Annotated in this window: 20 protein-coding genes and 1 pseudogene; 8 read left to right on the forward strand and 13 right to left on the reverse strand. The window is 65.0% G+C overall.

The features are described 5' to 3' along the window. Positions 1-11 precede the first annotated feature (11 nt). Entirely contained in the window at positions 12-938 is a 927-nt protein-coding gene (locus tag A4X16_RS16620) for a LysR family transcriptional regulator (RefSeq protein WP_067122870.1), read from the reverse strand. A 76-nt stretch (positions 939-1,014) separates the two neighbouring features. Here A4X16_RS16620 and hisD point away from each other — a divergent pair, with 76 nt between their 5' ends. Continuing rightward, on the forward strand, positions 1,015-2,337 hold the full coding sequence (gene hisD / locus A4X16_RS16625) for a histidinol dehydrogenase (protein ID WP_067122873.1): 1,323 nt from the start codon (positions 1,015-1,017) through the stop codon (positions 2,335-2,337). 102 nt (positions 2,338-2,439) lie between these two features. Here hisD and A4X16_RS16630 read toward each other — a convergent pair whose 3' ends face one another. From A4X16_RS16630 to A4X16_RS16640, 4 genes are all read right to left on the reverse strand, one after another. Further along, the gene (locus tag A4X16_RS16630; protein WP_067122876.1) at positions 2,440-3,192 is read right to left on the reverse strand and encodes an SDR family NAD(P)-dependent oxidoreductase; all 753 of its coding nucleotides are present in this window, start codon (positions 3,190-3,192) and stop codon (positions 2,440-2,442) included. 284 nt (positions 3,193-3,476) lie between these two features. Further along, positions 3,477-4,280: a hypothetical protein gene (locus tag A4X16_RS16635; protein WP_061016784.1), complete on the reverse strand. Its 804-nt coding sequence runs from the start codon at positions 4,278-4,280 to the stop codon at positions 3,477-3,479. A gap of 72 nt (positions 4,281-4,352) precedes the next feature. Next, entirely contained in the window at positions 4,353-5,072 is a 720-nt protein-coding gene (locus A4X16_RS18440; RefSeq protein ID WP_079112065.1) for an RES domain-containing protein, read from the reverse strand. Further along, on the reverse strand, positions 4,988-5,761 hold the full coding sequence (locus tag A4X16_RS16640) for a hypothetical protein (protein WP_061016786.1): 774 nt from the start codon (positions 5,759-5,761) through the stop codon (positions 4,988-4,990). The genes A4X16_RS18440 and A4X16_RS16640 overlap by 85 nt, the downstream gene beginning before the upstream one ends. A 312-nt stretch (positions 5,762-6,073) precedes the next feature. Here A4X16_RS16640 and A4X16_RS16645 point away from each other — a divergent pair, with 312 nt between their 5' ends. Then, complete coding sequence (locus tag A4X16_RS16645) at positions 6,074-9,775, forward strand: hypothetical protein (RefSeq protein ID WP_061016788.1); 3,702 nt, start codon at positions 6,074-6,076, stop codon at positions 9,773-9,775. 46 nt (positions 9,776-9,821) lie between these two features. Here A4X16_RS16645 and A4X16_RS16650 read toward each other — a convergent pair whose 3' ends face one another. Next, positions 9,822-10,472, reverse strand: coding sequence for a hypothetical protein (locus tag A4X16_RS16650; RefSeq protein WP_061016790.1), 651 nt, complete (start codon positions 10,470-10,472; stop codon positions 9,822-9,824). Positions 10,473-10,754: 282 nt separating this feature from the next. On the opposite strand from A4X16_RS16650, the gene A4X16_RS16655 reads away from it, so the two are divergent. From A4X16_RS16655 to A4X16_RS16665, 3 genes are all read left to right on the forward strand, one after another. Beyond that, positions 10,755-13,487 carry an NACHT domain-containing protein gene (locus tag A4X16_RS16655; protein WP_157560280.1) on the forward strand — a complete coding sequence of 911 codons (2,733 nt, stop codon included), beginning with the start codon at positions 10,755-10,757 and terminating at the stop codon, positions 13,485-13,487. Between the two features lie 76 nt (positions 13,488-13,563). Next, on the forward strand, positions 13,564-13,881 hold the full coding sequence (locus A4X16_RS16660) for an ArsR/SmtB family transcription factor (RefSeq protein ID WP_061016796.1): 318 nt from the start codon (positions 13,564-13,566) through the stop codon (positions 13,879-13,881). Then, complete coding sequence (locus A4X16_RS16665; protein ID WP_231728787.1) at positions 13,878-14,837, forward strand: arsenate reductase/protein-tyrosine-phosphatase family protein; 960 nt, start codon at positions 13,878-13,880, stop codon at positions 14,835-14,837. The genes A4X16_RS16660 and A4X16_RS16665 overlap by 4 nt, the downstream gene beginning before the upstream one ends. On the opposite strand, the gene A4X16_RS17635 is transcribed toward A4X16_RS16665, so the two are convergent. From A4X16_RS17635 to A4X16_RS16690, 5 genes are all read right to left on the reverse strand, one after another. After that, on the reverse strand, positions 14,819-15,508 hold the full coding sequence (locus A4X16_RS17635) for a winged helix-turn-helix domain-containing protein (protein WP_061016798.1): 690 nt from the start codon (positions 15,506-15,508) through the stop codon (positions 14,819-14,821). The two genes, A4X16_RS16665 and A4X16_RS17635, sit on opposite strands and share 19 nt — an antisense overlap. Further along, on the reverse strand, positions 15,505-16,278 hold the full coding sequence (gene pstB / locus A4X16_RS16675; protein ID WP_082738487.1) for a phosphate ABC transporter ATP-binding protein PstB: 774 nt from the start codon (positions 16,276-16,278) through the stop codon (positions 15,505-15,507). The genes A4X16_RS17635 and pstB overlap by 4 nt, the downstream gene beginning before the upstream one ends. A 92-nt stretch (positions 16,279-16,370) precedes the next feature. Beyond that, positions 16,371-17,285: a phosphate ABC transporter permease PstA gene (gene pstA / locus A4X16_RS16680; protein ID WP_061016800.1), complete on the reverse strand. Its 915-nt coding sequence runs from the start codon at positions 17,283-17,285 to the stop codon at positions 16,371-16,373. Continuing rightward, positions 17,285-18,241 carry a phosphate ABC transporter permease subunit PstC gene (pstC, locus tag A4X16_RS16685; protein WP_017201968.1) on the reverse strand — a complete coding sequence of 319 codons (957 nt, stop codon included), beginning with the start codon at positions 18,239-18,241 and terminating at the stop codon, positions 17,285-17,287. The genes pstA and pstC overlap by 1 nt, the downstream gene beginning before the upstream one ends. 14 nt (positions 18,242-18,255) lie before the next feature. Then, complete coding sequence (locus tag A4X16_RS16690; protein WP_067122890.1) at positions 18,256-19,236, reverse strand: PstS family phosphate ABC transporter substrate-binding protein; 981 nt, start codon at positions 19,234-19,236, stop codon at positions 18,256-18,258. Between the two features lie 151 nt (positions 19,237-19,387). On the opposite strand from A4X16_RS16690, the gene A4X16_RS16695 reads away from it, so the two are divergent. Beyond that, the gene (locus A4X16_RS16695; RefSeq protein ID WP_442789449.1) at positions 19,388-21,079 is read left to right on the forward strand and encodes an FAD-dependent oxidoreductase; all 1,692 of its coding nucleotides are present in this window, start codon (positions 19,388-19,390) and stop codon (positions 21,077-21,079) included. Positions 21,080-21,141: 62 nt separating this feature from the next. On the opposite strand, the pseudogene A4X16_RS18375 reads toward A4X16_RS16695, so the two are convergent. Further along, positions 21,142-22,149, reverse strand: a pseudogene (locus tag A4X16_RS18375) (MFS transporter); the annotation flags it as partial. Next, positions 22,083-22,427, reverse strand: a complete 345-nt coding sequence (locus A4X16_RS16705; RefSeq protein ID WP_197491866.1) for an ArsR/SmtB family transcription factor — start codon at positions 22,425-22,427, stop codon at positions 22,083-22,085. The gene A4X16_RS16705 and the pseudogene A4X16_RS18375, both read right to left, overlap by 67 nt. An 83-nt stretch (positions 22,428-22,510) precedes the next feature. Here A4X16_RS16705 and A4X16_RS16710 point away from each other — a divergent pair, with 83 nt between their 5' ends. Both A4X16_RS16710 and A4X16_RS17960 read left to right on the forward strand, forming a co-directional pair. Further along, on the forward strand, positions 22,511-23,809 hold the full coding sequence (locus A4X16_RS16710) for an FAD-dependent oxidoreductase (protein WP_157560282.1): 1,299 nt from the start codon (positions 22,511-22,513) through the stop codon (positions 23,807-23,809). Between the two features lie 61 nt (positions 23,810-23,870). Then, positions 23,871-24,029: a hypothetical protein gene (locus tag A4X16_RS17960; RefSeq protein ID WP_157560284.1), complete on the forward strand. Its 159-nt coding sequence runs from the start codon at positions 23,871-23,873 to the stop codon at positions 24,027-24,029. The last annotated feature ends 66 nt before the right edge of the window (positions 24,030-24,095 follow it).

The raw sequence follows: 24,095 nt of genomic DNA on the forward strand, positions 1-24,095 counted from the left end.
TCGAAGGGCGGTCAGACCGCGGGTGTGCGCCCCTCGTGCTCCGGCAGGCGCTCGCGCAGCATCCGCTCCGCGAGCTCCACGAGCCGTCGCGTCGCGGATGACAGCAGCATCCCCTCGCGCTGCACGAGGGCGATCGTGTCGTGCATCGGCTCGGCGAGGGGGAAGGTGCGGATGCCGGTGGGGAAGCCGTCGGACTCGGCGATCGAACGCGAGACGATGGTGTCAGCCGTCCCCGCCGCCACGAGATCGAGTGCCGTCTCGACGTGCTCGACCTCGAGCGCAGGCTCGATGGTGAGACCGCGCAGCCGGGCGCGTTCGAGCAGCTGCCGTCGGGTGGGGTCGTCCCATCCGGCGAAGGCGTCGTAGAGCACGAGCTTCGCCTCGGAGATCTCGTCGATCGTCGGCGGGCCGCTCTTCTCGTCGCGGGTCGTCGATGCGTAGAGCACCTCGTCGCGGAAGAGCGGGCGCACCTCGAGCCCCTCCTCGTCGACGGGCAGCACCAGGAGTCCGGCCTCGAGCTCGCCGGCGGCGATCGACCGAGCGACGTGCGCCGAGTTGATGCCGACCAGGCGCAGACGCACGTCCGGATGCCGATGATGGAACGTCTCGGCGAGGTCGGCGAGCGCGTAGTAGGCGGCGTTGCGCAGCACGCCGAAGGTGCAGGTGCCGCGGTCGAGCGAGGTCAGCGCCCGGATGGTGTCGACGCCGTTCTGCACCGCGCTGACCGCCTGCGTCGCGTGCGGCCTCAGCTCGATCGCCGCCTCGGTCGGCACCAGCCGACGACTGCCGCGCGCGAAGAGGACGACGTCGAGCTCGCGTTCGAGGCGGGCGACCAGCTCCGACACCGAGGCCTGTGTCGTGTCCAGGCTCCGCGCAGCCGCCGTGAACGAGCCGTGCTCCATCGCGGCGAGGAACGCCGTGAGCTGCGTGATGGTCATATCCAATGGTAAACCCGATGGATCGTGAAGGATCATCAGGCTTGTCGCATGGATGCGGCGGATCTAGCCTTCCTGCATGCGCTACTCGTCTGCAGTCCTCGCCCACCTCGACGGCGACTTCCACCACCTCAAGACACCCCTCGTCGACGCCCCGGCCGCGCAGCGCGACCCCGCGGTGATCGACACCGTGACGCACATGCTCGCCGACATCCGTGAGCGCGGCCTCGACGCCGTGCTCGACTACGCGCGCCAGCTCGACGGATACCGGGACGGGGCCATCGAGCTGACGCCGGAGCAGATCGCGAGCAGCGGTGAACGACTCGCTCCCGACCTGCGCGAGGCCATCGAGCTCGGTGCCGCCCGCACGCAGGCCTTCGCGCGAGCATCCCGCGAGCACCTGACCGACTTCGAGACCGAGTTCGTGCCGGGCATCGCCACGGGCGCGAAATACATCCCGGTCTCCCGGGTCGGCGCCTACCTGCCGGCCGGACGGTTCCCGCTGACCGCGAGCGCCTTCATGACCGTCGGCGTGGCGAAGGCGGCGGGCGTTCCGACCGTGATCGCGTGCACGCCGCCGCAGCCCGACGGAGGGGCGAACGACGCGGTCGTGTACGCCGCGCACCTCTCGGGCGTCGACCGTGTCTTCGTGCTCGGCGGGGTGCAGGCCCTCGCCGCGATGGCCTACGGGCTGCTCGGCGATCTGCCCGTCGACATGCTCGTGGGAGCCGGCAATGCCTTCGTCGCCGAGGCGAAGCGCCAGCTGTTCGGCACCGTCGCGATCGATCTGCTCGCCGGCCCCAGCGAGGTCGCGGTGATCAGTGACGAGACCGCCGACCCCGTGCTCGTCGCCGCCGACCTGCTCGGCCAGGCGGAGCACGGCCCGAACTCGCCGGCCGCCCTCGTCACGACCTCGGAGGAGCACGGGCGTGCGGTGATCGCGGAGATCGACCGTCAGCTGTCGACGCTCGCGACGGCCGCGATCGCCGGAGCTGCGTGGCGCGACTACGGCGTCGTCACGGTGGCGAAGGACCGCGAGACCGCGGTCGCCCTCATGGACGACCTGGCCCCCGAGCATCTCGAGCTGCTCGCGGCCGACGACGACTGGTACCACGAGCGGCTGCGCAACTACGGGTCGCTGTTCATCGGCCCCTGGAGCACGGTCGCCTACTCCGACAAGGGCATGGCCGGCACGAACCACGTGCTGCCGACGGCCGGCGGCGCGAAACACAGCGCGGGCCTGTCGGTGTCGCGCTTCCTCAAGCCGCTCACCTACCAGCGCATCACGCGTGACGCGACCCCCGAGCTGGCGAACGCCGTGCAGGTGATCTCCGACTCGGAGGGCATGGCCGCGCACAGCGCCACGGCCACCCTGCGGTTGGAGCGTCTGGGGCTGCGGTGACGTCGGCCTGACCCGGGCGGCCAACCCGGCGCCTTCTCGGCATCCGTCGTTCGGCCCCGAGCTGGCGATGCAGGGCAGCGGTCGCGACAGTGTCGCGCCGCGTCACTGCGCGGTGTAGCCGCCGTCGACCAGGTGGTAGCTGCCGGTGATGAAGCTGGCGGCGTCGCTGGCGAGGAAGGCGATGAGGTTCGCGACCTCGTCGGCCTGGCCGAGGCGCCCGATCGGGTGCTTGCTCACGAGGAACGCCTTCGCCTCGTCGCCCATGGTCGCGAGCAGCGGGGTGTCGATGAAGCCGGGGCCGACCGAGTTCACGCGCACGCCCTGCGCCGAGTACTCGAGCGCTGCGGACTTCGTCATGCCGACGACCGCGTGCTTGGCGGCGACGTAGGCGGGGGAGTCGGCGAAGCCGACGCTGCCGAGGATCGACGCGATGTTGACGATCGAGCCGCCGCCGTTCGCGAGGATCGAGGGGAGCTGCGCCTTCATGTTGCGGAACACGGCGTTGAGGTTGATCGAGATGACCTTGTCCCACGCGGCGTCGTCGTACTCCGCTGTGGGGGCGGATGCTCCGCCGATGCCGGCGTTGTTCACGCCGATGCGCAGCGGTGCGAGCGAGTTCGCGAGCTCGATCGAGGAGGCGATCCACTCGGTGTCGGTCGCATCGCCGACGGATGCCTCGGCGGTGCCGCCCGCGGCGCGGATCTCCTCCACCACGGCGTTCGCGTGCTCGGCGTTCAGGTCGTTGACCACGACGGCGGTGCCGTTGGCGGCGAGGAGCAGGGCGGTGGAGCGACCGATGCCGCTGCCCGCTCCCGTCACGATCGCCGAGCGGTTCGAGACATCGTACTGAGCCATGGGTGGGCTTCTTCCCGGGCGGTCACGGTGCCGGGAGATCTTCTCGGACGGTCCGTCCTTCTCTCCAGCCTACGCCTGATCCGCATCGATGGATTCACGTGAATGAATGTCAGAATCGCGATGAAATCGGACTAAGTCCGATGTAAAGCGCTAAGTTCACTGCCTCACGAAGGGGCTGATCCGATCATACGGATCGGGTCGGACATCTCGCCTCACGGAGTTCTGAATCCCCATGGCGCGCATCTCGGCGACCCAGCGTTCCCCGTCGGCCAAGCAGGACAGCTCTAGCGTCGAAGCTCGTAACCCTGTTCGTTTAGTAGGTTGATTGCGATCTCGAGCAGCGTCCCAATGAACTCGATGAGGTCTGCAATCAGCTCCTCGTCTGGTTCGTACAGAGCCCCGCCCATCTGAGGCGTAGATGGGGGCGTCTCGATCGCGTGGCGCAGAGTGGTGATGAACTGCCCGTGCGCGTGGGCCGAGGTTATCGCCCAATAGTTGAAGGTCTGCAATGTGGGGCCCGGAACGCGACTCGCTATCTTCCTTGTGATCGAGGAGGGATCGATCAATGGTGCGCTGAGAACGTCTTCCGGATCGGATCCGAGGTTGCTCGCCGTGGTCCTGAGAAAACGTCCGAGTGCTGCTATTCCCTGTTCGGTCTTGTCATCCGGCGTTCGCGCTTTGCGCAGAGCGTTGGTCAGCTTCAGCCCGTGCCTGTGCTCGATACGAGCAATCTCAAGTGCCCTGCGGACTCTAGAAGGGGAATCGGTACCATCCAGAATCCAGATCACCTCCACGAGCCCCTCCAACACAGGACGGAACAAGGTGTAGTCAGCCTGCATATGAAGGAGCAACACGTCCTCTTCGGGGCTGGCGGCAAGCTCCGCCCAGGCGGATACGTGGTCTGCAACGGTGAGGACGAGCCCGGAGACTATGGCATGAGGGATGACGATGTTTCCTGCGAGGGCTTGATCTTCCTCCGCCATCGACCCCTTTCGAACCGTGGGCACTCCACTCTTGATCGCCGCCGCGAAGTCCCGGAATCCTTCGACAGCACCGCTGAGAGTCTGCAAGGTGGAACGCTGTGTCATAGCACTGAGCGTACGGGGGGATCGAGCGTCATCTGATAATCCGAGATCGCAGATTGCCGTCCTGGGGTGGTTCTACTTCTTGACGCGGTAGCCGAGTCTCTTCACGGCTTTCGCGAGGTACACGTTCGCACTGGAGGAGTCCAGTCGGGTGTGCACCAACGGCAACTGCGGGAACGAGTCCTCGGCAGGCGAGAACAGCGTCACCATCGGGCCGAAGTCGATCGATGACACGTGGTAGAGCCCGTCGATGCTCGACCCAAGTTGGTCATGGATCGCATTCGCCCAGTTCCGTGTGTATCGCTTAGGCCCCATCTGGATCGAAGAGGTCGTCCCGTTGATTACAGGCCAGTTGCTGGTGAGATCCAGTAACCGAAGCTCACGCGTCGGACGCCAAGCCGCGAGGGTGTTTCCACGAACGCGCCGATTGATTAGTCGGCCCTTCTGAAAAACCTCGCCGAGAGCTGTCGTAGATCCAGCAGCTGCGTACATCACGCCATAATCAGCATGATGCTGCTGTGGCTCGGGATGCGGGTCAAAGCGCATGGTTCTGATCGGCCCGAAGTGCCGCAGCTCATCCCACGCCTGCGGGTGAGGACCTCTTGTAGCGAAGACCCGCCAGAGGATCCCATCGAATGATCTCAGGTGCTCACGAGCGTCGAGTGTGAGCGGCGCCGGGGGTGTTGCGGGGACTTTCGCGTTCGACGGGCTCACGTGATGTCGGCGTCTTCGAGGATGTCCACTACGGGTGCAGGATCCTTCGCGGCAGCCAGCCACTCGATCGGCGTCATCCATTCCTGGGGGTCGACAGACTCATCGCTCGACCGCAAGTCGTCTTGAGGTGTAGTCATGAAGCCTTCGACGTCGGCCGGATCCCAGTCGGACGGGATCGCTCGGACGAGCAGGGGAAGGTGGGGGATCGTCGAGACCTTTTCGCCGGGAATGAACTGCCATCGAGGGTAGAGGCGGATCCTTCCCGCCCGGAAGCCGTACAGGGTGTTCTTGCTCTGGCGGTGACGCACACTGGAGGCATCGATGCCGAGGAGCGCTGCGACTTCGGATGCGGTGTAGGTGTTGGTTAGGGCGCGCACGTGAGTCTCGCGTTCGAGTTTGGCGAGCCCACCGCTGGTGACGAATGCGGCTGCCTCGGCGAACTCCTCCGGAGTGAAATCGCCGGACTCGATCAGGAAGTCGGCTTGCTGCTCTGTGAGGCCCAGCTCGGTCGATTGACGGTCGGTCATGGCATCGGCGAGCTCGTCGATGAGTGCGTTGAACACGGATACGTCGACGTTTGACGTCTTCGCCACCTGTGCAAGGCGCTCAACACCGGCTTGTACGTCGGTCTTTTCTGGGGCCTTGGTCGCCACGACGAGCTTCGGTTTCCCGTCGAGGAATCGACCTGTCGCGGTGCCGCGGTTCACAGTCGTCTCGCGGGCGGCGACGCGAGCTGAGGAGGCACGGGTGCGACTCTTCTTCACAGCCATCTTGCCTCCTCGTGGCGGCATCTAGTTAGTGCGTACACGCATTATCTTACGCGCGCTTTTGCGTGTATGCATCCCCGTGTGGTGCCGAAGGTGAGAGCGGTCAAGCGCTCCTGGACCGGGAGCAGCGGCGTTGTAGGGGGCATGTCGTGCGCCTTCAAGGCGGCTCCCCAACTCTTGCCACCTTCCTGCCCGGCGCAACGCTTTCAACGCGTAGCAATCAACGAGGATGTCGTTGGCCTACGCTTGAATGCTTGCGTGGGGAAGAGCAAAAACACTCGTAGAAACAAGCGGCCTCGATCTCAACGGTCGGCGGTGAGCACCGTGCAACGGGAGCCAGACGCACTCGAACTGGCCTTGTCAGCGTACGATCCGGACGAGCTCTGGACGTTGATTTTCGCCGCCGCCACGTCCCCGGGCAACAGGCATCGGTCGGTGACATTGGGAAGCAGCTTCGCGGCTGCGCTACGAGCCTCCGCCGCTCCGGCGCCGGACGAGTACCAACCGCTGCCGTCGATCCAAGCACTGTCCGATCTAGCGGCTACCACCTATGGGATCGGACTGGAGCGTGAAGATTTTATCGCCACCGACCCCACCCGAACTGTCTTCCTCGCCGTCGGCGCTGAGCCGCTGCGCGCGGTGCCTGGCCTCACCGAACGGCCGGTCGCCGACCTCACGCGTGCGCTCAGAATGGCGGAAGCGGTAGACGGTCGCCTCCACCGGCGATTTCGATTCGGTATCGCGAACGTGGTGAACGTGGCGATGAGGTACGGCGATTTCTGCGTGCGCCACCTTGCGGACGCATGGGTACCAGCCCCGGACCTGGAGCTCAACGATGAGGTCTCATTGCCGGACGTTGAGTATGAAGCGACGCGGGCCTTCCTCAACCTGGATCCCCTCGACCACATCGAACTCGGTGAGGCTGACAAAAGGGCGTTGGAATGGATGACGAACTCCGCAAGTAGGGCAGCGTTCGACGTGGAGAGTCTCTCCAGTCCGTTCGAAAGGTTCCTTCGCTTTGCTGACACGGCGGGTGGACACCGATGGGTGCCGCCACTCTTCATCCCGGAGATCATGGCTCATGCCGCCCGAGAGCTGGTGTCTGCGCTCGACCGAGACAGCCAAGCACGAAAGGCCCTCCGGAGCTCTTGCCTGAACCAGATCCGTCAAGCCCTGTGGCGTTTCTCCCACCAGTTGATCGAACCCCCGCCCTCCAGCGAAGGCGCCGCCATCCCGCTTCGAGGGATTGACGTTCAGTGGTTGGTACCAGTGAATCCGTCCACTTTCATCGCCGTCTCGGTCATCTACGTCCCCGACCTGGGGGCCTCGCCGCCGCCATACATCGGCTCAGTGGAGCTGGCGAAACAGGTGAGGGCGCAATCCGGCCCTGTGCCGGTGCGGATGGCGGGCGGGCGACGCGGAACCATCAAGTCGGGCGCGGAGGTCATCCCGTTGACGGTGTTCGCGGCGCCCGGTCACATCGCTGTGCCGCAGGCGGTCGGCGAGGCAAAACTCGCGCTTGAAGACCTGACATGGATTGCGGAAACTGCCACGTCCGACGATGATCTTTACGCATTCGCGCGGGATCTGAGCGCTCCCGATTTCCCTGAGAGCTTCGGGTGGGAGGCGATCAACTACTGGGAGCCGTGGAAAGCTAATGGCAAGTCTTTTTTCAAGGGTGGTGTGGTACCCAATGCCGTCTACTTTGAAGCGCACGCGGGCGAGGCCGAGTGGGATCGAGCGGTAGAGCTATCGGATCTCGAAGTGGCGCTCATCGGGGTTGGGCTTCCACCGATTCGAGACCTCCGAGCGGCAGAAGTCGCCCCGGGGCCCGTCGCAAACGTCGCGATAATCGCAGGCGACCCCACGTATGACGCCACCCGCGGTGTCAACACCGCGCCGAGTGTTGACGGGTGGTCGCTCGCTCTCACCGAACCCCCCGTTGCCGTGGCACGGGGGGTTCTAGAGGCAGCATCTACCGACCACCGACGGTTCGTCTTCGACTTATGCGGCGGGCTAATCTACGGCTTCGCTGCGCTTGGTGATCGATGGCGTTCCGCGCACCAGGCGATCGATGTGCCCGGATACGTCCTCTACCTCCACGTATCGGAAGCAGTCCCGGGTGAATCGTCCGGCGTGGTCACGCCGTATCTCGACCCGCATGTGCGTGCCATCGACGAACCGGTCAACGTTTTGTGGCGCATCGATGTCGAGGGCTTCGCCGACTCAGCGAATGGAGATCCGCAGGCGGCGAATCTCCTAACAGCGGACGCAGTGTTCGATCTGCTCCGCGCGGGAGGCATGGATGTCGACACCGCAGCGGCGCTCCGCGACCAGTGGCGCACAGCGAAACCCTTTCTCATCTTGGAGATGAAGCAGGCACGGACCACTCTCAATCACCTGCCTGATCCGTGGCGTCTACGACCCTCTGACGAAAGCCGTATGGTTGCGGCGTTGGGGCGACGACTCCACGATGCCGGCGTTCAACCTGGCGAGTACCGAGCGGATGATGCGAATCGACTTATCCGCGAACATCTTGCGCCCCTTGCTCTCGAAACCCTGACTGAAGGAATCAAGAGCCACGATGGGAGCGAGGTGGTGCTGACGGGTATGGAGCAACTGGCGAGGGTGATGGACAGCGCCATTCATCAGCAAGACGATCTATCCCGAGTCGCAGCGAATCTCTCGACCGAATGGGATCCGCTCACCCGCACGGCCGAACTCTCGGCGGAGACACTTCAGCTTCGTCAATGTAACGAGATCGTGGTGGAAGCCGCCCTGCGCATCCTGGACAAGCCGGCGGCGACGAAGCCGATCACTCCTCAGGCATGGAGCGGTCTCCTTGCCGCCGCAGATGCGTACCTCACCGCGACCACATTGAGCGAGCGGATGTATCACCAAGTCGCGCCCGCAGTCATCACCCTCAGCCCGATGTACGAGCTGACCGTGGACGACGATCCGCATCCCGACGCATCGGCGTGGGGCCTACGAAACGACGAACTGACCCGTGCAGCTGCGGGCATTCGGCTGCACGGCACGCAAGACGACGACTCGCTGCAACAGGCGAACGAAGAAGACCACGTCGAAGATGCGTTCCAGCAGGCATGGGGAGCGACGTCGCAGGACATGTTCTCCACCCTCGCCGCGCTCGCAAAGTGGGAGACGTTTGAGCCAGGCAGGACGACTGCCCACGTCACCGTGGCCGAGGCCACAGTGTGGGTCTGTGATGCGCTGGGCTCGGGCGCGGATGAGTCGCAAAGATCGCGTGTCGAAGCTGCCATCGAGATGCTCACGAGCACGGCCGTCCAGATGCAAGCCGTGGAGTGGAAGCCCTGGCAAACGCGCACTCGGCGCCATCGGCTCCTCGTGCAACCGCTGGTGCAAGATTCGGATGGACGACTCATTGTCAGCCCCCAGTACCTGCTGACCTCCTTTCAGGTCTACTACCGCCACCTCCTCCAAGGGGTTCTTCCCTGGGCGGGAGACGTTCCTCAGCCTGTCAGCAACGCGCTTGCGGACCGCCGTGCGCGCCGCAATATTCGGTTCGAGAGATTCCTTCAGAACCGGCTAGAGGAACTCGGCTACACCACGGTCGCCCGCGTGAAACCCAACGACCACGCGCGGCTCGGCGTGCCGACTCTCACCACCGAGGTCGACCTCGTGTGCGGACGCCCTGGCGATAGCACCATCTGGTTGATCGAGGCGAAGGACCCTGCGTCGGTGCATGGATTCGCTGAGACGGCGCGACAACTGCGCACCTTCTTCCGCGACCAGGTAGGAGACCGCGGGACCAAGCCCAGCTACACAACTCAGCTCGCCCGCAAGGAGAGCGAACTAGCGCCCCACGTCGCGAGCATTGCGACGCGTCTCGGGATCGGCGACCCCCCTGACGGCGAGGAGTTTCACCTAAGCACCCTCTTCGTAACCCGAAACCTCACTCCGGCAAGCTACGTCGACGAGCAGTTTCAGGTTGAGACGGCGACGGAGTTTCTCGCAGCTCGAGGCCACACACATTAGACGACGTGTGAGCGGTGCGCGCTACGCCGTTGCGTTGCCACGAGCTCTATCGCCACTTCTGACCTTCGATAATCCGGGCCAGAGCTGCTACGTCGCCGCCACGCCTGAACCATTCCACAGGGCTGTGCTGACCGTCGGTGACCATGGTCGACTGCGGCGTCGCCATCAGAGCAGATACCGACATCCATCCCTTGTCTTTTACGATGTCGATGATCTCGGTTAGGTGCGGTAGGAGTTTCCCCGGCGAGGAGAGGCTGAACTGCCACGACGGAAAACGCCGGGACTGTGCAACATCGACCATGTACAACTCGCCGCGGTCGGCGGCAGCAAAGAGCGACTCTTCGTCCATATGCAAGAAGCCAGCGGCTGCGGAAGCAGATACGGTCTGGAGCACGCTCGTCAGAAGAGTGCTCGCTACACTCGCGAGAAGACCCCCGCGAGCAACTTCGATCGATGTCGCCTCGAGCGACTCTGGCGTGAACGCCTTGGACTGGATGAGATAGCTGACCTCCTGCGGAGTCAGCTCTTCCTGATCCGCGATCGGTCGCTCTGCGCGGAGCTGGTCAGTCAGCGCTCGAACGATGAAGTCCCCGTCCGCGTTCAACCGGCCGACGGCGTCGACGAACGCCGCGATCGCATCGGTGGATGGCTGTGCCTGCCAAGGGCGGGTTCGTGGCTGGCCTTTGGTTTCATCCATGTGCGACAGCGTAGATGAGCCTCCGCTGGAAGGGGAGGTCTCCCGGGGAATCGACGGCGCGCATCCCATAGAGCCGATGACAGTCGGCGAGATCGCAGACGTCGTCTGCTGGGCCCGGGCGCGCCTGCGGGTCTGGTTGGGGCGCGTTCGCTCGCTACCCAAGAGAACCCCGACGCTATCGAACGCCTCTGCTTGCTTGGTTCAACCGGATGGGAGAACAGCACTGGTGCAGAATGTCACTGGAGCGCCTGTTCGGCGTCGACGTTGACCCGGAAGGACTTCGTGGGCCACTACAACCTCAACCGAATGGGCTGGCAGCAATTCGAGCACATGCTCCAGGCGCTCGCGAAGGCTGAGTTGGGCAATGGTGTCAGGCCGTTTGGTTCAGGTAGGGACGCGCAGCGCGACGCTACGTTCGACGGCCGCGTCGACTTCCCGGTCGGGGCGGGCGCGAAATGGGATGGCTACGGCGTCATTCAAATGAAATACAACGAGAAACCGGTCTCAACGACGGCTGACTGGCGGTGGTTCCTTGACGAGGTCCGCTCCGAGCTGCGTGGCTGGCTCGTAAAGAAGAGGGTCGGCGAGAAGACGCCGGAGTACCTGCTTTTCTCCACCAACGTCGTGCTGACCGGGACGAAAGACACTGGCGGTCGTGACCAGTTCGACCAGCTTCTTGCCGCCAACGCAGAAGACTTCGGGCTGCGTGGATGGTACGTGTGGGACTACGACGAGATTCGCGTCATGCTCGACACCCACACGTCTATTCGACAGCGATACCTAGAGCAGATCGTCACCGGCGACTTTCTTGCGCAAGTCGCCGAATTGCTCCCCGAGAAGACGGCTCTCGAGGCGGATCGGCTCGCTGGGCACGCCGTCGCCGAGCTGATCAACCGGCAATGGGTTCGAACGGGCGATGCGGGGTACAACGATGCGTCGAAAGTGACACTCGCGGACATTGCAATCGATCTGCCCTTCACGGCGGGCGTGACCGCGGACGCGGAAGGCCAGTCGCGGAGGATGACCGCCGCCGAGACGGTGCGCATCGGCGACCTCCACCTGTCAACCACCGCCGGCCGTGGGCCCCATGGGGTGGTCATCGTCGGAGGCCCGGGTCAGGGCAAGAGCACGATCGCCCAAGTGATCGCCCACACGTATCGTGTCGCCTTCCTCGCTGACACGAACGTCGAGGAGTACGGCGAGAGGGCTAAGCGCGCCTTCGATGGCCTCGACACACGGCTCAGGAAGGCGGGTATCCCGAACCCGCAGAAACGTCGATGGCCGTTCGTGATCGAACTGGCGAAGGCGGGGGCCGTGATCGCATCCTCCCCGTCGACGTTTTCGTTGCTCACCTACATCGCCGATTCCATACTGATTCGGGGGAAGAAGTCGGACCCGAGTGCGTTGCTGGACTGGTTGCGCACCTGGCCGTCATGCCTCGTGCTCGACGGCCTTGATGAGGTGCCTGACGCGAAGATCCGCAGCCGGCTCATCGAGGCGGTCACAGCGCTGGTGAGCGAGCTGAGCTCGGAGAAGGCGGACGTGCTCTTCGTCGCCACAACACGCCCACAGGGGTATCGACGGGAGTTCGACGACGCGTTTCCCTGCACGCAGATCACCCTGTCTGAACTCACCGAGACGGAAGCGATCAGCTACTCGGAAGCTCTCACCGCGTTGCGGGCAGCCAATGATCCAGACCTCGCTGAGCAGGTTGCACAAAGGCTCATCACGGCGGTCCACGAACGAGTCACGCAACGACTGATGACCACACCGTTGCAGGTGACGATCATGACGGCTCTCGCTGAAGAGGCAGTCGACCTTCCGACGGATCGATTCGAGCTGTTCGACCGGTACTATCGCGTCGTCTACGACCGTGAACTGGCGAAAAGCGAAGCCTTCACGGAACTGAAGTCGCTGCGCCCCCACATCGACCATCTTCACGAGCAGGCCGGGCTCAAGTTGCAGGCACGAACTGAGCGACCAGGGAACTCGGACGCTGTCCTCACGAAATCCGAGATCTCGCGTATTCTTCGCCACCGGCTCAGCTCGGCCGGATTCGAAGAGAGTGAATCGGAGTCGATCGCGACGACCCTCCTCAAACTTTCGACGGAACGACTGGTCATGCTCGTCTCTCCGAAGACATCGAAGTACGAGTTCGAAGTGCGATCGTTGCAGGAATATATGGCGGCTCGCGCGATCACCGATGGTGACGAACAGGTCGTCTTGCAGAACCTGCGCGAACTCGTTCCATCGAGTCACTGGCGCAACACGTGGCTGCTCGCGGCGGGACGCCTGCTGAAGCGTCGAGAGCACCTCATCGATGACGTCATCGACATCGTCGTTCGATACGACATTCAATCTGCCGAGTCGCCGATCACAGCCCTCGGCGCGAGCCTCGCTGGCGACCTCTACCTAGACAACTTCGGGATCGAGTTCCCGGCGACACGACGCAAACTCCTCAGCGCCGCTGTGAACCAGTTCGCAGATCTCGCTGATGGCATGCCGGCCGGCGTTGCGAACCTTCTGGCGACTGCGTTGGAACAAAGCGAGCGAGAGCACGCCATCGTGCTTGATGCCCTGCACGAGCTCAGCCGCGAGAACCCGTCCAACCTTGCCACCCGCGCATTGAGCGACAATCGCACCGGTATGTCAGATCTCGCCAAGCAGGCACGAACGACGTTGACCGAGGGTCGGAAGTACATTAGACCCGAACCCGGACCGATCCACGCTGATGCGGCGATCCTCGCACGTGCTCTCGCCCGGGCATCCAACCCAGGCGCGGAGGTCCTACTCCTTGTCGAGCAACTGCAGACGCCTGGTGCTGTCTGGCGGGGACGTTCGCTCGGAGTCTCGGTCGACATGCTGATTGCCCTTGAGAGAGACGCCGCTCGCCCCGCCCTTGCAGCTGCCGCGAAGAGCTTGTCTCAGAGCAGCCCGGCAAGCGCCGCCCTCAGTATCGAGCTCCTCCGGTTGCACGCCGCGTCGAAGCTTCGAGGCGACACGTTCGCAAAGTAGTCACACCGCCGTCGCGCACGACTCAAGCACAAGCACAGCTGAGAAGCACGCAACGTTCGGCAACTAGAATCATGCCGTGACCGCTCAGCCTGCACCGAAGCCTCGGCTCGGAGGTGCGCTCGAGCGCGGTGCGGCCGAGGAACTTGCCCGCACGCTGCGAGCTGTCGCCGACCCGACTCGCCTGCAGATCTTGAGCATCATTCTGGGATCCGCGGACGAACGTGCGACTGTCGGGCAGCTGGCGGACATGCTCGGTTTGCGGCAACCAACGGTGACGCACCACGTCCGGATACTCCTTGATGACGGGTTCGTCACGAGGGTGCAGGATGGCAAGCTCGGATGGATCTCCGTCCATCCCGAGCGTCGTGCCGCGGTCGAAGATTTTCTCCGATGAGCGAGAAGCACACGCACCGTGTCGGGCGACCACTCGACGAGCAGGCGGCTCGGGATCGCGCGGTGCAGGTCGCAGTACTCGGTAACCCCGAGACCCTGCGCACCCTGAGCGCCTTGGCATCCGGTATGCACGAATCTGACCTTGCCGGCGAACTCGGTATCGATTCCACCGGTGTCGATCAAGCGCTCAGGTCATTGCAGATGGCCGGTCTCATCCGGCGCGAGAAGAGCGATGCATGGATGCCAACGATCGACGCGTGGGTGCGTTTCGGACGTCTGCTCAGCAGCGATTCTCTGACAGCGGGATCCCCAGAGAATCCCGTGATGGCGCTTCCTCGTGCGGTTGGCACCGTGGTTGAAGACCTCGCGTATCGCTTCAGTTCTACGTTCAGTCGAGAAACGGTCGCAGGATACGTCGCTCAAAGCTATCGGCTGCTGAGCCAACGGACGCGGGTCCGTGAGCACCTGTTGACGATGACGGCGCGGTACGCCGCGGACCGCCTAGACGCTCTCGCCACGGCCCAAGGCCTGGTACTACGGGACACCCCGGAGGTGCTATTCGTCTGCGTGCAGAACGCTGGGAGGTCGCAGATGGCGGGGGCGTTCTTGCGGCATTTCGCGGGCGGACGTGTTCACGTGCGCACCGCCGGGTCTGCTCCATCGGACACAGCGCATCCTCGCGTGGCTGCGGCGCTGAGCGAAGTCGGGGTTGAGCTGTGGGGCGAGTTCCCCAAACCGCTCACGGATGAAGTCGTGCGTGCGGCGGACTACGTCATCACGATGGGGTGCGGCGACTCGTGCCCGATTTTCCCCGGGCGACGCTACATGGAATGGGATCTCGCCGATCCGCTCGAGCTCGATGATGTCGGTCTTCGCGCCGTGCGTGATGAGGTCCGCTCACGGGTTCTTGACCTTCTTCAGGAACTGGGCATCGAGGCTCAGGAGGCGAGCCGGTAGCCGGCGACGCGGACAGTTTCGATCAGCGCCTGTGCTGGTGCGAAGGCGGCCAGTCGCGAGCGGAGTTTTGTCATTGCTACCCGCACTGAGGCGTGGGGATCTTCGAGGTCGGATCCGAAGGAAAGTGCTAGAGCGTCGATGCTCACACTGTCTGGGTAGGCGCGGATGATCTGATGCAGCAGCTCGAATTCTCGTGCGGGTAGCAGCAGCGCGTGATCTTGCCAGCGCAGGCTTCTGTGCGAGACGTCGAGCGTCAATTCCCCGATACGCAGTGTGCGATCTGGAGGGGCGGATCGTGGATGCAGCCGTGACACTTCGCGCAGTCGGTCCGGGGTGACGGGGAGTCGGACGGTACCGCGCACTCCGGCACTCATCGCCGCTGCGATTGTCGCGGTTTCCGTCGCATCGGAGATACCCAGGAATAGGGCACCGTCGCACACGGGACCCGCGATCTGGATGATCGCGGCGAGCTTCTCGAATGGTTCTCCGCTGCCGAGGACGAGGGATGCGTGATGGTCGTGCGCGAGGTCAGCGAGCGCTTCGACGACTTCTGCGTGGACGGTAACGGGGACTCCCGCATGGCGGAACTCGGCAAAGCTCCCGCGCAGTACGTCGGGTCCGCGTCCGTGGAGCACGAACCGCGGGTTCCCATCCCTGCCGGTGTCGGTCATCCGAATCGTCCGCTGATGTAGTCCTCGGTCCGCTGGTCTTGTGGCTGTTCGAAGATGTTGCGGGTGAGGTCGTATTCGACGAGCACGCCGGTGCGGTCACCGGTGCTCTCGTCGGCGAGGGCGGTGAAGAATGCGGTGCGATCGGCCACGCGCGCTGCCTGCTGCATGTTGTGGGTGACGATGATGATCGTGTAGTCCTTGCGAAGCTCGTGCATGAGGTCTTCGATCCGAGACGTGGCGATCGGGTCAAGGGCGGAGCAGGGCTCGTCCATCAGGATCACGTCGGGTTGTACAGCGATCGTCCGCGCGATGCACAGGCGCTGCTGTTGACCGCCGGAGAGGCCGAACGCGGATTGCTTGAGCTTGTCCTTCACTTCGCCCCAGAGGGCGGAGCGGGTCAGTGCCTCTTCGACGAGGTCGTCCATGTTGTCGACTTTCATCCCGGTGACCCTAGGGCCGTAGGCGATGTTGTCGTAGATCGATTTCGGGAACGGGTTGGGCTTTTGGAACACCATGCCGATCCGCCGACGGACCTCGATCGGATCCACGGCTTTGGCGTAGATGTCCTCGTCTTGGAAGAGGACGGTGCCTTCCACGCGGGCACCGTCGACGAGGTCGTTCATGCGGTTCAGGGAGCGCAGCAGCGTTGATTTTCCGCATCCGGAGGGGCCGATGAGCGCGGTGATCTCGTTACGCCCGAACTCGAGGTTGACGCCGGTCACGGCCCGGAACTCGCCGTAGTACACGTTGACGTCTTCGCAGCGGATCAGGCCACTGGGGGTGGCGGCGAGCCGTCGTGTTTCGGCGGCATGGAAGTTCGTGTGCGTCGCTGTCGCGGCGCTGCCTGTGGGAGTGCTCATGGTTACCACCGTTTCTGGAACTTGTTGCGGATGAAGATCGCGAGCGCGTTCATCAGGATGAGGACGGCGAGCAGCAGGATGCTGGTGGCGCCGGCGAGTTCGTGGAAGCCTTCTTGCGGGCGGCCGGTCCAGTTGAAGATCTGGATCGGCAGCGTGGTGTAGCCGCTGAGGAGCCCGTTCGGGTCGAAGGTGATGTACACCAGCGCGCCGAGCACGAGCAGCGGGGCGGCCTCCCCGAGTGCGCGGGAGAGCGCGAGGATGGAGCCGGTTGCGATCCCGGGAACGGATGCGGGGAGCACTTGTCTCCACGTGGTCTGCCATTGTGTGGCGCCGAGTGCGAGAGATCCGTCGCGAATCTCTCGCGGGACCGCGCGCAGTGCTTCTCTGGTCGCGATGATGATCACCGGCAGGATGAGCAGTGTCAGGGCGAACGCCCCGCCGATGACGATGTTCTTGTTGGTGACGCCGAGCATCGAGAGGAACGCGAGCGCGAGGAGCCCGTACACGATCGAGGGCACTGCGGCGAGGTTCTGCACGTTGAGTTCGATGAACCGGTTGAACCACCGCTTCCGGTCGGCGAACTCTTCCAGGTGCACGGCGGCGGCGATCCCGAGCGGGAGTGTCATCACGGCGGTCGCACCGATCGCCCACACGGATCCGAGGATGGCGGGCCGGGCTCCGGCCTCGTCGGGGTCGGCGGAGGGGAAGTTGAACAGCAGCGCCGTGGAGAGCTTGTTCTGCCCGGTGAGGAAGATCGTGATCAGAAGGGTGATGAGCACCGCGAACGCGACGAACAGGGAGAGCCACAACAGCAGCAGGAACGCCAGTGCGCTCGGGCGCATCTCACCGTTGCGGCCGGTCGCGATGGGGGCCGAAGCGCGCAACGGCTGCGTCGCGGTCGTCGAGGTGGGGGACATCAGTAGGCCTCCCGGAAGCGGCGGACGAAACGGATGCTGATGAAGTTGATCAGCAAGGTGATGAGGAACAGCAGCAGCCCGACCGCGAACAGGGTGTTGTATTCGAGGCTCCCGACCCGGGAGTCGCCGAGCGCGGCGTTGGCGATGAATCCCGTCATCGTCTGCCCCTGATCGAGCGGGTTGGTGACGAGTTGCGCTTGGTTGCCGGCGGCGATGGCGACGATCATGGTTTCGCCGACCGCTCGGGAGATGCCCAGTACGACGGCCGCGACGATCCCGGACAGGGCGGCGGGGAACACGACGCGGAGGGTGGTCTGCATCCGGTTCGCCCCGAGCGCGGCGCTGCCCTGGCGGAGCGCCTGCGGGACAGCGGACATGGCGTCTTCTGCGATCGACGCGATCGTCGGGATGATCATCACACCCATGACGAGGCCCGCCGCGAGAACACTGAACGCCCCGGTTGGAAGGTGAAGCCAGTCCCGCAGGACGGTGCCTTGCACGAACTGCAGGGCGAAGAACCCATACACGACCGTGGGGATGCCCGCGAGGATCTCGAGCAACGGTTTGAGAACCTTGCGGACGCGGGGGCGGGCGTACTCAGCGAGCAGCGTTGCAGCCCCGAGCCCGAACGGCACCGCCACGAGCAGCGCGATGAGCGTGGTCCACAAGGTCGCGGTGACCAGAGGCAGCACGCCGAACGACGCGTCCGCGAAGCGTGGCGCCCACCGGGTGCCGAACAGGAACTCCAGGACCGGGACCTCGGCGAAGAAGCTCAGCGACGGGATAAGCAGCGCGATGAGGATCCCCACCGTCGTCACGACGGTGACGGCTGCAGCCAGGCGCAGGGCGAGCTTGATGAGGAACTCGCCGGGGCGGCGGCGGCCGGCGAAACTGCTGGCGGGGGCAGGGGCCCGGCCAGAAGCCGGACCCCCACGCCGTTCAATGATGGCGGTCATGGAGCGTGCGGTGCTCAGCCGAGCGAGGCGAGCTCGTCGGTGGCGGTGGTGACCTGGTCCTCGGTCAACGGCACGAACAGTGCACGCTCAGCGATCTCCGCGGAGTTGGCGACGTAGAAGTCGATGAACGACTTCACCTGCTCCTTGTCGACGTACGAGGCGTTGTTCACGTAGATGAACAGGGGGCGACCCAGCGGGGTGTAGGTGCCGTCCTGCACGGTCTCGGTGCTCGGCATCACGCCGTCGACGGCGACTGCCTTCACGACACCTTCGTTCTCTTCGACGTAGCTGAGGCCGAGGAACCCGATCGCGCTGACGTCTCCCGCAACGCCCTGGATGGTGATGTTGTCATCTTCGGAGGGGCTGTAGTCGGTGCGGATCGCACCGTCTTCGCCGTTGATCTCCTCGGTGAAGTAGTCGAACGTGCCCGAGTCGGTGCCGGCGCCGAAGAGCGTGATGGCCTGGTCGGGGAAGCTGGGATCGACCTGGTTCCAGTTCGTGATCTTGCCCTCCGCCTCCGGCCCCCAGATCAGGTTGAGCTGCTCAACGGTCAAGTCCTCCGCCCAGTCATTCTCCGGGTTCACGATGACTGACAGGCCGTCGTTGGCGGCGACGATCTCGGTGTACTTGATGCCGGCGGCCTCGCAGTCCGCAGCTTCCTCGTCCTTGATCGGACGCGACGCGTTGGACACATCCGTCTCGCCGGCGCAGAACGTCTTGAAGCCACCACCGGTACCCGACGTCGCGACCGAGACGTTCACGCCGCTCTCCTCATCGCGGAACAGGTCAGCGGCGGCCTCAGTCAGCGGGGCGACGGTCGACGAACCGTCGGTGTTCACCGAACCGGTCAGTCCGCCCCCGCTCGCGCCGGATCCAGAGGTGTCACCACCGGAGGGCTGCCCGCCGCACCCGCTCAGGGCTAGTGCCCCGACCAGGACCAATGCGGTGGACGCGAAGATCTTTGCTGTGGACTTTCGCACGTGTGCTTCCTTCATCTCAGGTATTCGAGGGATGAAGCAGCCGAGTCGCCGCTTCACATAGATGCTTGTCTATCCGACGTAGTTATAGAAGGCTATCTATATGAACGTGAGGTGAACGGCGACGAAAGGGTTCGTTGATCTTCCCGCCCGGGTGTCGGATCGTGCCGTGATCGACGCGATGATCAGGTGCGCGGATGTCGCGCGTCGTCAAGGCTTCGCGGGCGGCGAGATCTCGACAGAAAGGACTCACATGCACCTGGTCGTGATCGGAGGAAGCGACGCGGGAATCTCCGCGGCGCTCCGTGCCCGAGAGGTGGACGAATCCGCTGATGTGACGGTCGTCGTTGCCGATGCGTACCCGAACTTCTCCATCTGCGGCATCCCTTATTACTTCTCGCGGGAGGTGCAACCGTGGCAGTCCCTCGCACATCGCACGCTCGCCGATCTGGAAGCGGCCGGCCTCCAGGTGCGCACCAACACGCTCGCGACAGGCATCAGCGTCGACGCCCGCACCCTCGCGGTGCGGACCAGCGATGGAGCGGGGTCCGCCATTCCTTACGATGCGCTCGTCGTCGGGACGGGTGCATCCGCGTCGACGGCGGGTATCCACGGGACCGACCGGCTCGGGCCTGCGGACGGTGTGCATACGCTCCACACGATGGGTGACACCTTCGCTCTTGAGAGCTACATCGATGAGCATCAACCGTCGACGGCGATCATCATCGGCGCGGGGTACGTCGGCCTCGAGATGGCCGAAGCGCTCACCATCCGCGGACTCCAGGTCACGCAGCTGCAACGCGGACCCCAGGTGCTCTCCACCCTCGACACGGAGCTCGGAGCGCTCGTGCGCGACGAGCTCCACCGCAATGGCGTCACGGTGGAAACGGGCATGCAGGTGCACGATATCGGTCGCGACAGTGGGCTCCTTGCGGTCCAGGGCACCCGCGACGGTGCCCCGTTCGTGCGTCGCGCCGAGCTGGTCCTCGTCGTGGTGGGTGTGCGCCCCAATGTGGAGCTCCTCACCGGAATCGGGGCACGAACCGGAGCCGGCGGCGCCGTCATCGTGGACGAACGGATGCAGACAGGGATTCCGCAGATCTGGGCGGGCGGGGACGGTGTGATCACCCGTCATCGCCTTCTCGGCGACACGTATCTTCCGCTCGGCACGACCGCGCACAAACAAGGGCGCGTCGCGGGCGCGAACGCGGTCGGCGCCGATGCGCGATTCCACGGCAGCCTGGGAACCCAGGTCGTGAAGGTGTTCGACCTGGTAGCTGCACGCACGGGCCTTCGCGATCATGAAGCCGAGACCGCGGGGCATCGGCCGCACAGCCACACCGTCACTGCCGACGACCACAAGCGCTACTACCCAGGCGCCACCCCGATCCATATCCGTGTGACCGGAGACCTTGAATCGGGGCGTCTCCTCGGCGCGCAACTGGTCGGATCGCGCAGCGCCGAGATCTCCAAGCGCGTCGATACATTCGCGACCGCACTGCACCACAGCATGTCCGTAGATGCGATCAGCGACCTCGACCTGTCTTATACCCCGCCGCTCGGCTCCCCCTGGGATGCGGTGCAGATCGCTACCCAAGCGTGGAGCACGTCAACCCGCGCAGCGGGATCGACGATCCCCGCCCACGCCGATACGTCGCGCAGTTTGGAGGCGGACGGCATCGACGGGCGGAGAGATCAGGTGAAGCGGGCGAAGGTGAGTGACAGCCCGGCGAACCCCACAGCAACCCACGCCATGGCGGAGTACGACCCCGTCGCCACCGCGATGAGTGGGCCGAGCGCGGGACCGACCGCACCGATCGCCGTGATCGGTGCGGCGAAGACACCATTGATCGAGCCGTAGTTCCGGGTGCCCCACCGGTCAGCGACGGCAGAGCCCTGCACAAGCGTCTGTGCACCGCGCACGGCTCCGACCCCCACGCCGATACTGATGAGCAGCCACGGCGGGCCGGGCACGATCGCGATCAGAGCAAGCCCGATGGCGCTCAGCCCTGCCGTCGCCGCCAACGCCACCCAGGGTGCGGCGGTGTGTGGGACGGCGACATACAGCAGTCGGCCGATCACCTGGCCCGCGCCGAGCAGCCCCAGCGCCCATGCGGCGAGCTCGTACGTCATCCCCTTCTCAGTGAACAGCGGAATGATTGCGAGTGTGACGCTGAACAGCGCCGCCGCCAGGGTGAGCATCGACGCCTCGAGCATCCAGAAGCGTCGCGTGCGCACCACGCTCGCCACCGTGTGGTGATCGGCCGATGCACCATGAATGACGGGTGGCCAGGACGACTCGAGGAAGAACCAATGCAACGGTGTGGTCGTCACCACGAGGACGACGGCGAGGACAAGAAACACCGACCGCCAATCCATCATCGACAGCAACATGGCGACGAGGGGAGCAAAGACGGTCGACGCCAATCCTCCCGCGAGGGTGAGGATCGTCATTGCACCCCGGCGGCGGTCTCCGTACCGGCGAGCAATCACCGTGAACGCGGCCTGGTACAACACCGCGGCCTGCGCGGTCCCCGCCACGATCCACCCCGCCGTGAACACGACAAGATCCGGCGCGGCCGCCACGATGACCAGCCCACCCGCACCGACGATGCTTCCCACGGTCATGATCATCCGAGGCCCACGCTCGTCGAGCCAGCGCCCGACAACGACGCCCGCGATCGCCGAAGCAACGAGTCCACCCGAGAACGACAATGTGACCAGCACCACGGGCCACCCTGTCTCGTCCGCGATCGCGGGCGAGGCGACGATCAACGCGTAGAACAAAATGCCCCAGCTGATGACCTGACCCAGCGACAGCGCGACAAGCCGACCCCCGAACCGGGAGCCCGCGGCCCGAGCGGTCACACCGAACGAAGAGTGTCCGCGGCGGCGTCCAGCGCCCCGTCGGTGATCGCGAAGTACGCCCACTTCCCTCGCTGCTCGCGGGTGACGAGCCCCGCGTCGGCGAGCAGCTTCATGTGGTGCGACACCGTGCCCTGCGACAGTCCGACCGGAGCGGTGAGGTCGCAGATGCACGCCTCCCCACCGTCACCGGCGGCAATCAGCGACAACAGGCGCACCCGTGTCGGATCCCCGAGCGCTTTGAAGACCCGTGCGACGCGATCCGCGTCCTCGACCGTGATCGCTGCTGTCACCCGAGGGGCGCAGCAGGACGTCGAGGTGTCGAGGGTGGCAGGAAGACTCATGACACCAGTATCGCACGCATTGACAAACTTCGATAGGAGGAGCAGCCTATTCATATTGAAGTTTTTCGATTTGAGGAGATGTGATGAACGAGCTTCCCGTCGTAGTCATCGGCGCCGGCCCCCAAGGGCTTGCTGCGGCCGCCCACCTGACGGAGCGAGGCATCGCCGTGACGGTCGTTGAGCGAGGCGATGGACCAGCTGCTGCGGTGTCCGAGTGGGGACATGTGCGCCTGTTCTCCAGCTGGCCGGAACTCACCGACACGGCCGCGCGGCGTCTGCTGGAGCCGACCGGGTGGGCCGCACCGCACTCGGGTTACCCCACGGGAGCCGAATGGGTCGCCGGCTACCTGGACCCGCTCGCCCGCGTCCTCGGTGACCGCGTCATCTACTCGACCACCGTCACCGGTGTCGCCCGCAAAGGCCGGGACCTGATGGTCGACAGCGGCCGCAAGGGGCAGCCGTTCATCGTGCACACCCGGGACACGCAGGGGGCAGAAGGTCGGATCTCCGCGCGCGCCGTCATCGACGCCAGCGGCACATGGGCGCTCCCGAACCCTGCCGGGGCGGACGGGCTGCCCGCGCTCGGCGAGCGGGCCGCGGCCGCACGGATCTCATACCGCATCCCGGAGGATGTCTCCGCGTGTGCGGGGCAGCACCTGGTCGTGATCGGTGCCGGGCACTCCGCGGTGCATGCCGTCCTCCGGCTGAGCGAGTTGGCGCGCACGACCCCAGGCACCCGGGTGACGTGGCTGCTGCGTCGCGGCACGACGGGCAACGTCTTCGGTGGTGGAGCGGGCGATGAATTGCCCGAGCGTGCAGCTCTGGGCACTCGAGCGCGCAAGGTGATCGAAGCCGGTGTTGTCGACGTGGTGACGGGCTTCCGCGTCGCCGAGTTCCACGACGAGACGGCGGGGCTGCGCATCGTCGCGGAGAACGGCAAGGAGGTCGACGGGGTGTCCCGGGTGTTCGCGCTGACCGGGTTCCGTCCCGATGTGAGCATCCTGTCGGAGATGCGCATCGATCTGGATGCGTCGCTGGAGGCGGTCGCCGGGATCGCGGAGGAGATCAACCCGAACGTCCACTCCTGCGGATCGATCGGCGCCACCGGGGCCCGCGACCTCACCCAGCCGGAGCCAGACTTCTTCATCGTCGGCGCAAAAAGCTACGGCCGCGCCCCTACCTTCCTCGCTCTCACCGGGTTCGAGCAAGTCCGCAGCGTCGCCGCGCACCTCGCGGGCGATCATGCAGGAGCCGAGCGCAACGAGCTCATCCTTCCCGACACCGGCGTCTGCGGCGGATCCGGAGACTTCGACGGGGCCGGAAGCAGTTGCTGCGCGGCGCCGGTCATCCAGCTCGAGCCCACCCGCGTCGCCGTCGGCTGACCGGCAGCTCGAGCCACCACCCAGCGCCCCGCGGGGCGCAATCAACCCAAGGAGTACTCACATGGCCAACCAGCTGATCGAGAAGAACGTCACGATCGAAGACCCCCGCGACGGCACCCCGCTCGCCGTCACCATCCAACTCGAGCTCGACCTGTCCGACTGCGCCTGCGCACCCCGCACGCCGTCGCTGGGCAACCCGGTCGGATACGGCTCCAAGTAGTCGACCCAACACCGGAAGAGGGAGCCCGTCCGTGATGGACGGGCTCCCTACGTGCATACTCGTTAC

It is taken from the genome of Microbacterium sp. H83 (assembly GCF_001650405.1).
In the GTDB taxonomy this organism is placed as follows: domain Bacteria; phylum Actinomycetota; class Actinomycetes; order Actinomycetales; family Microbacteriaceae; genus Microbacterium.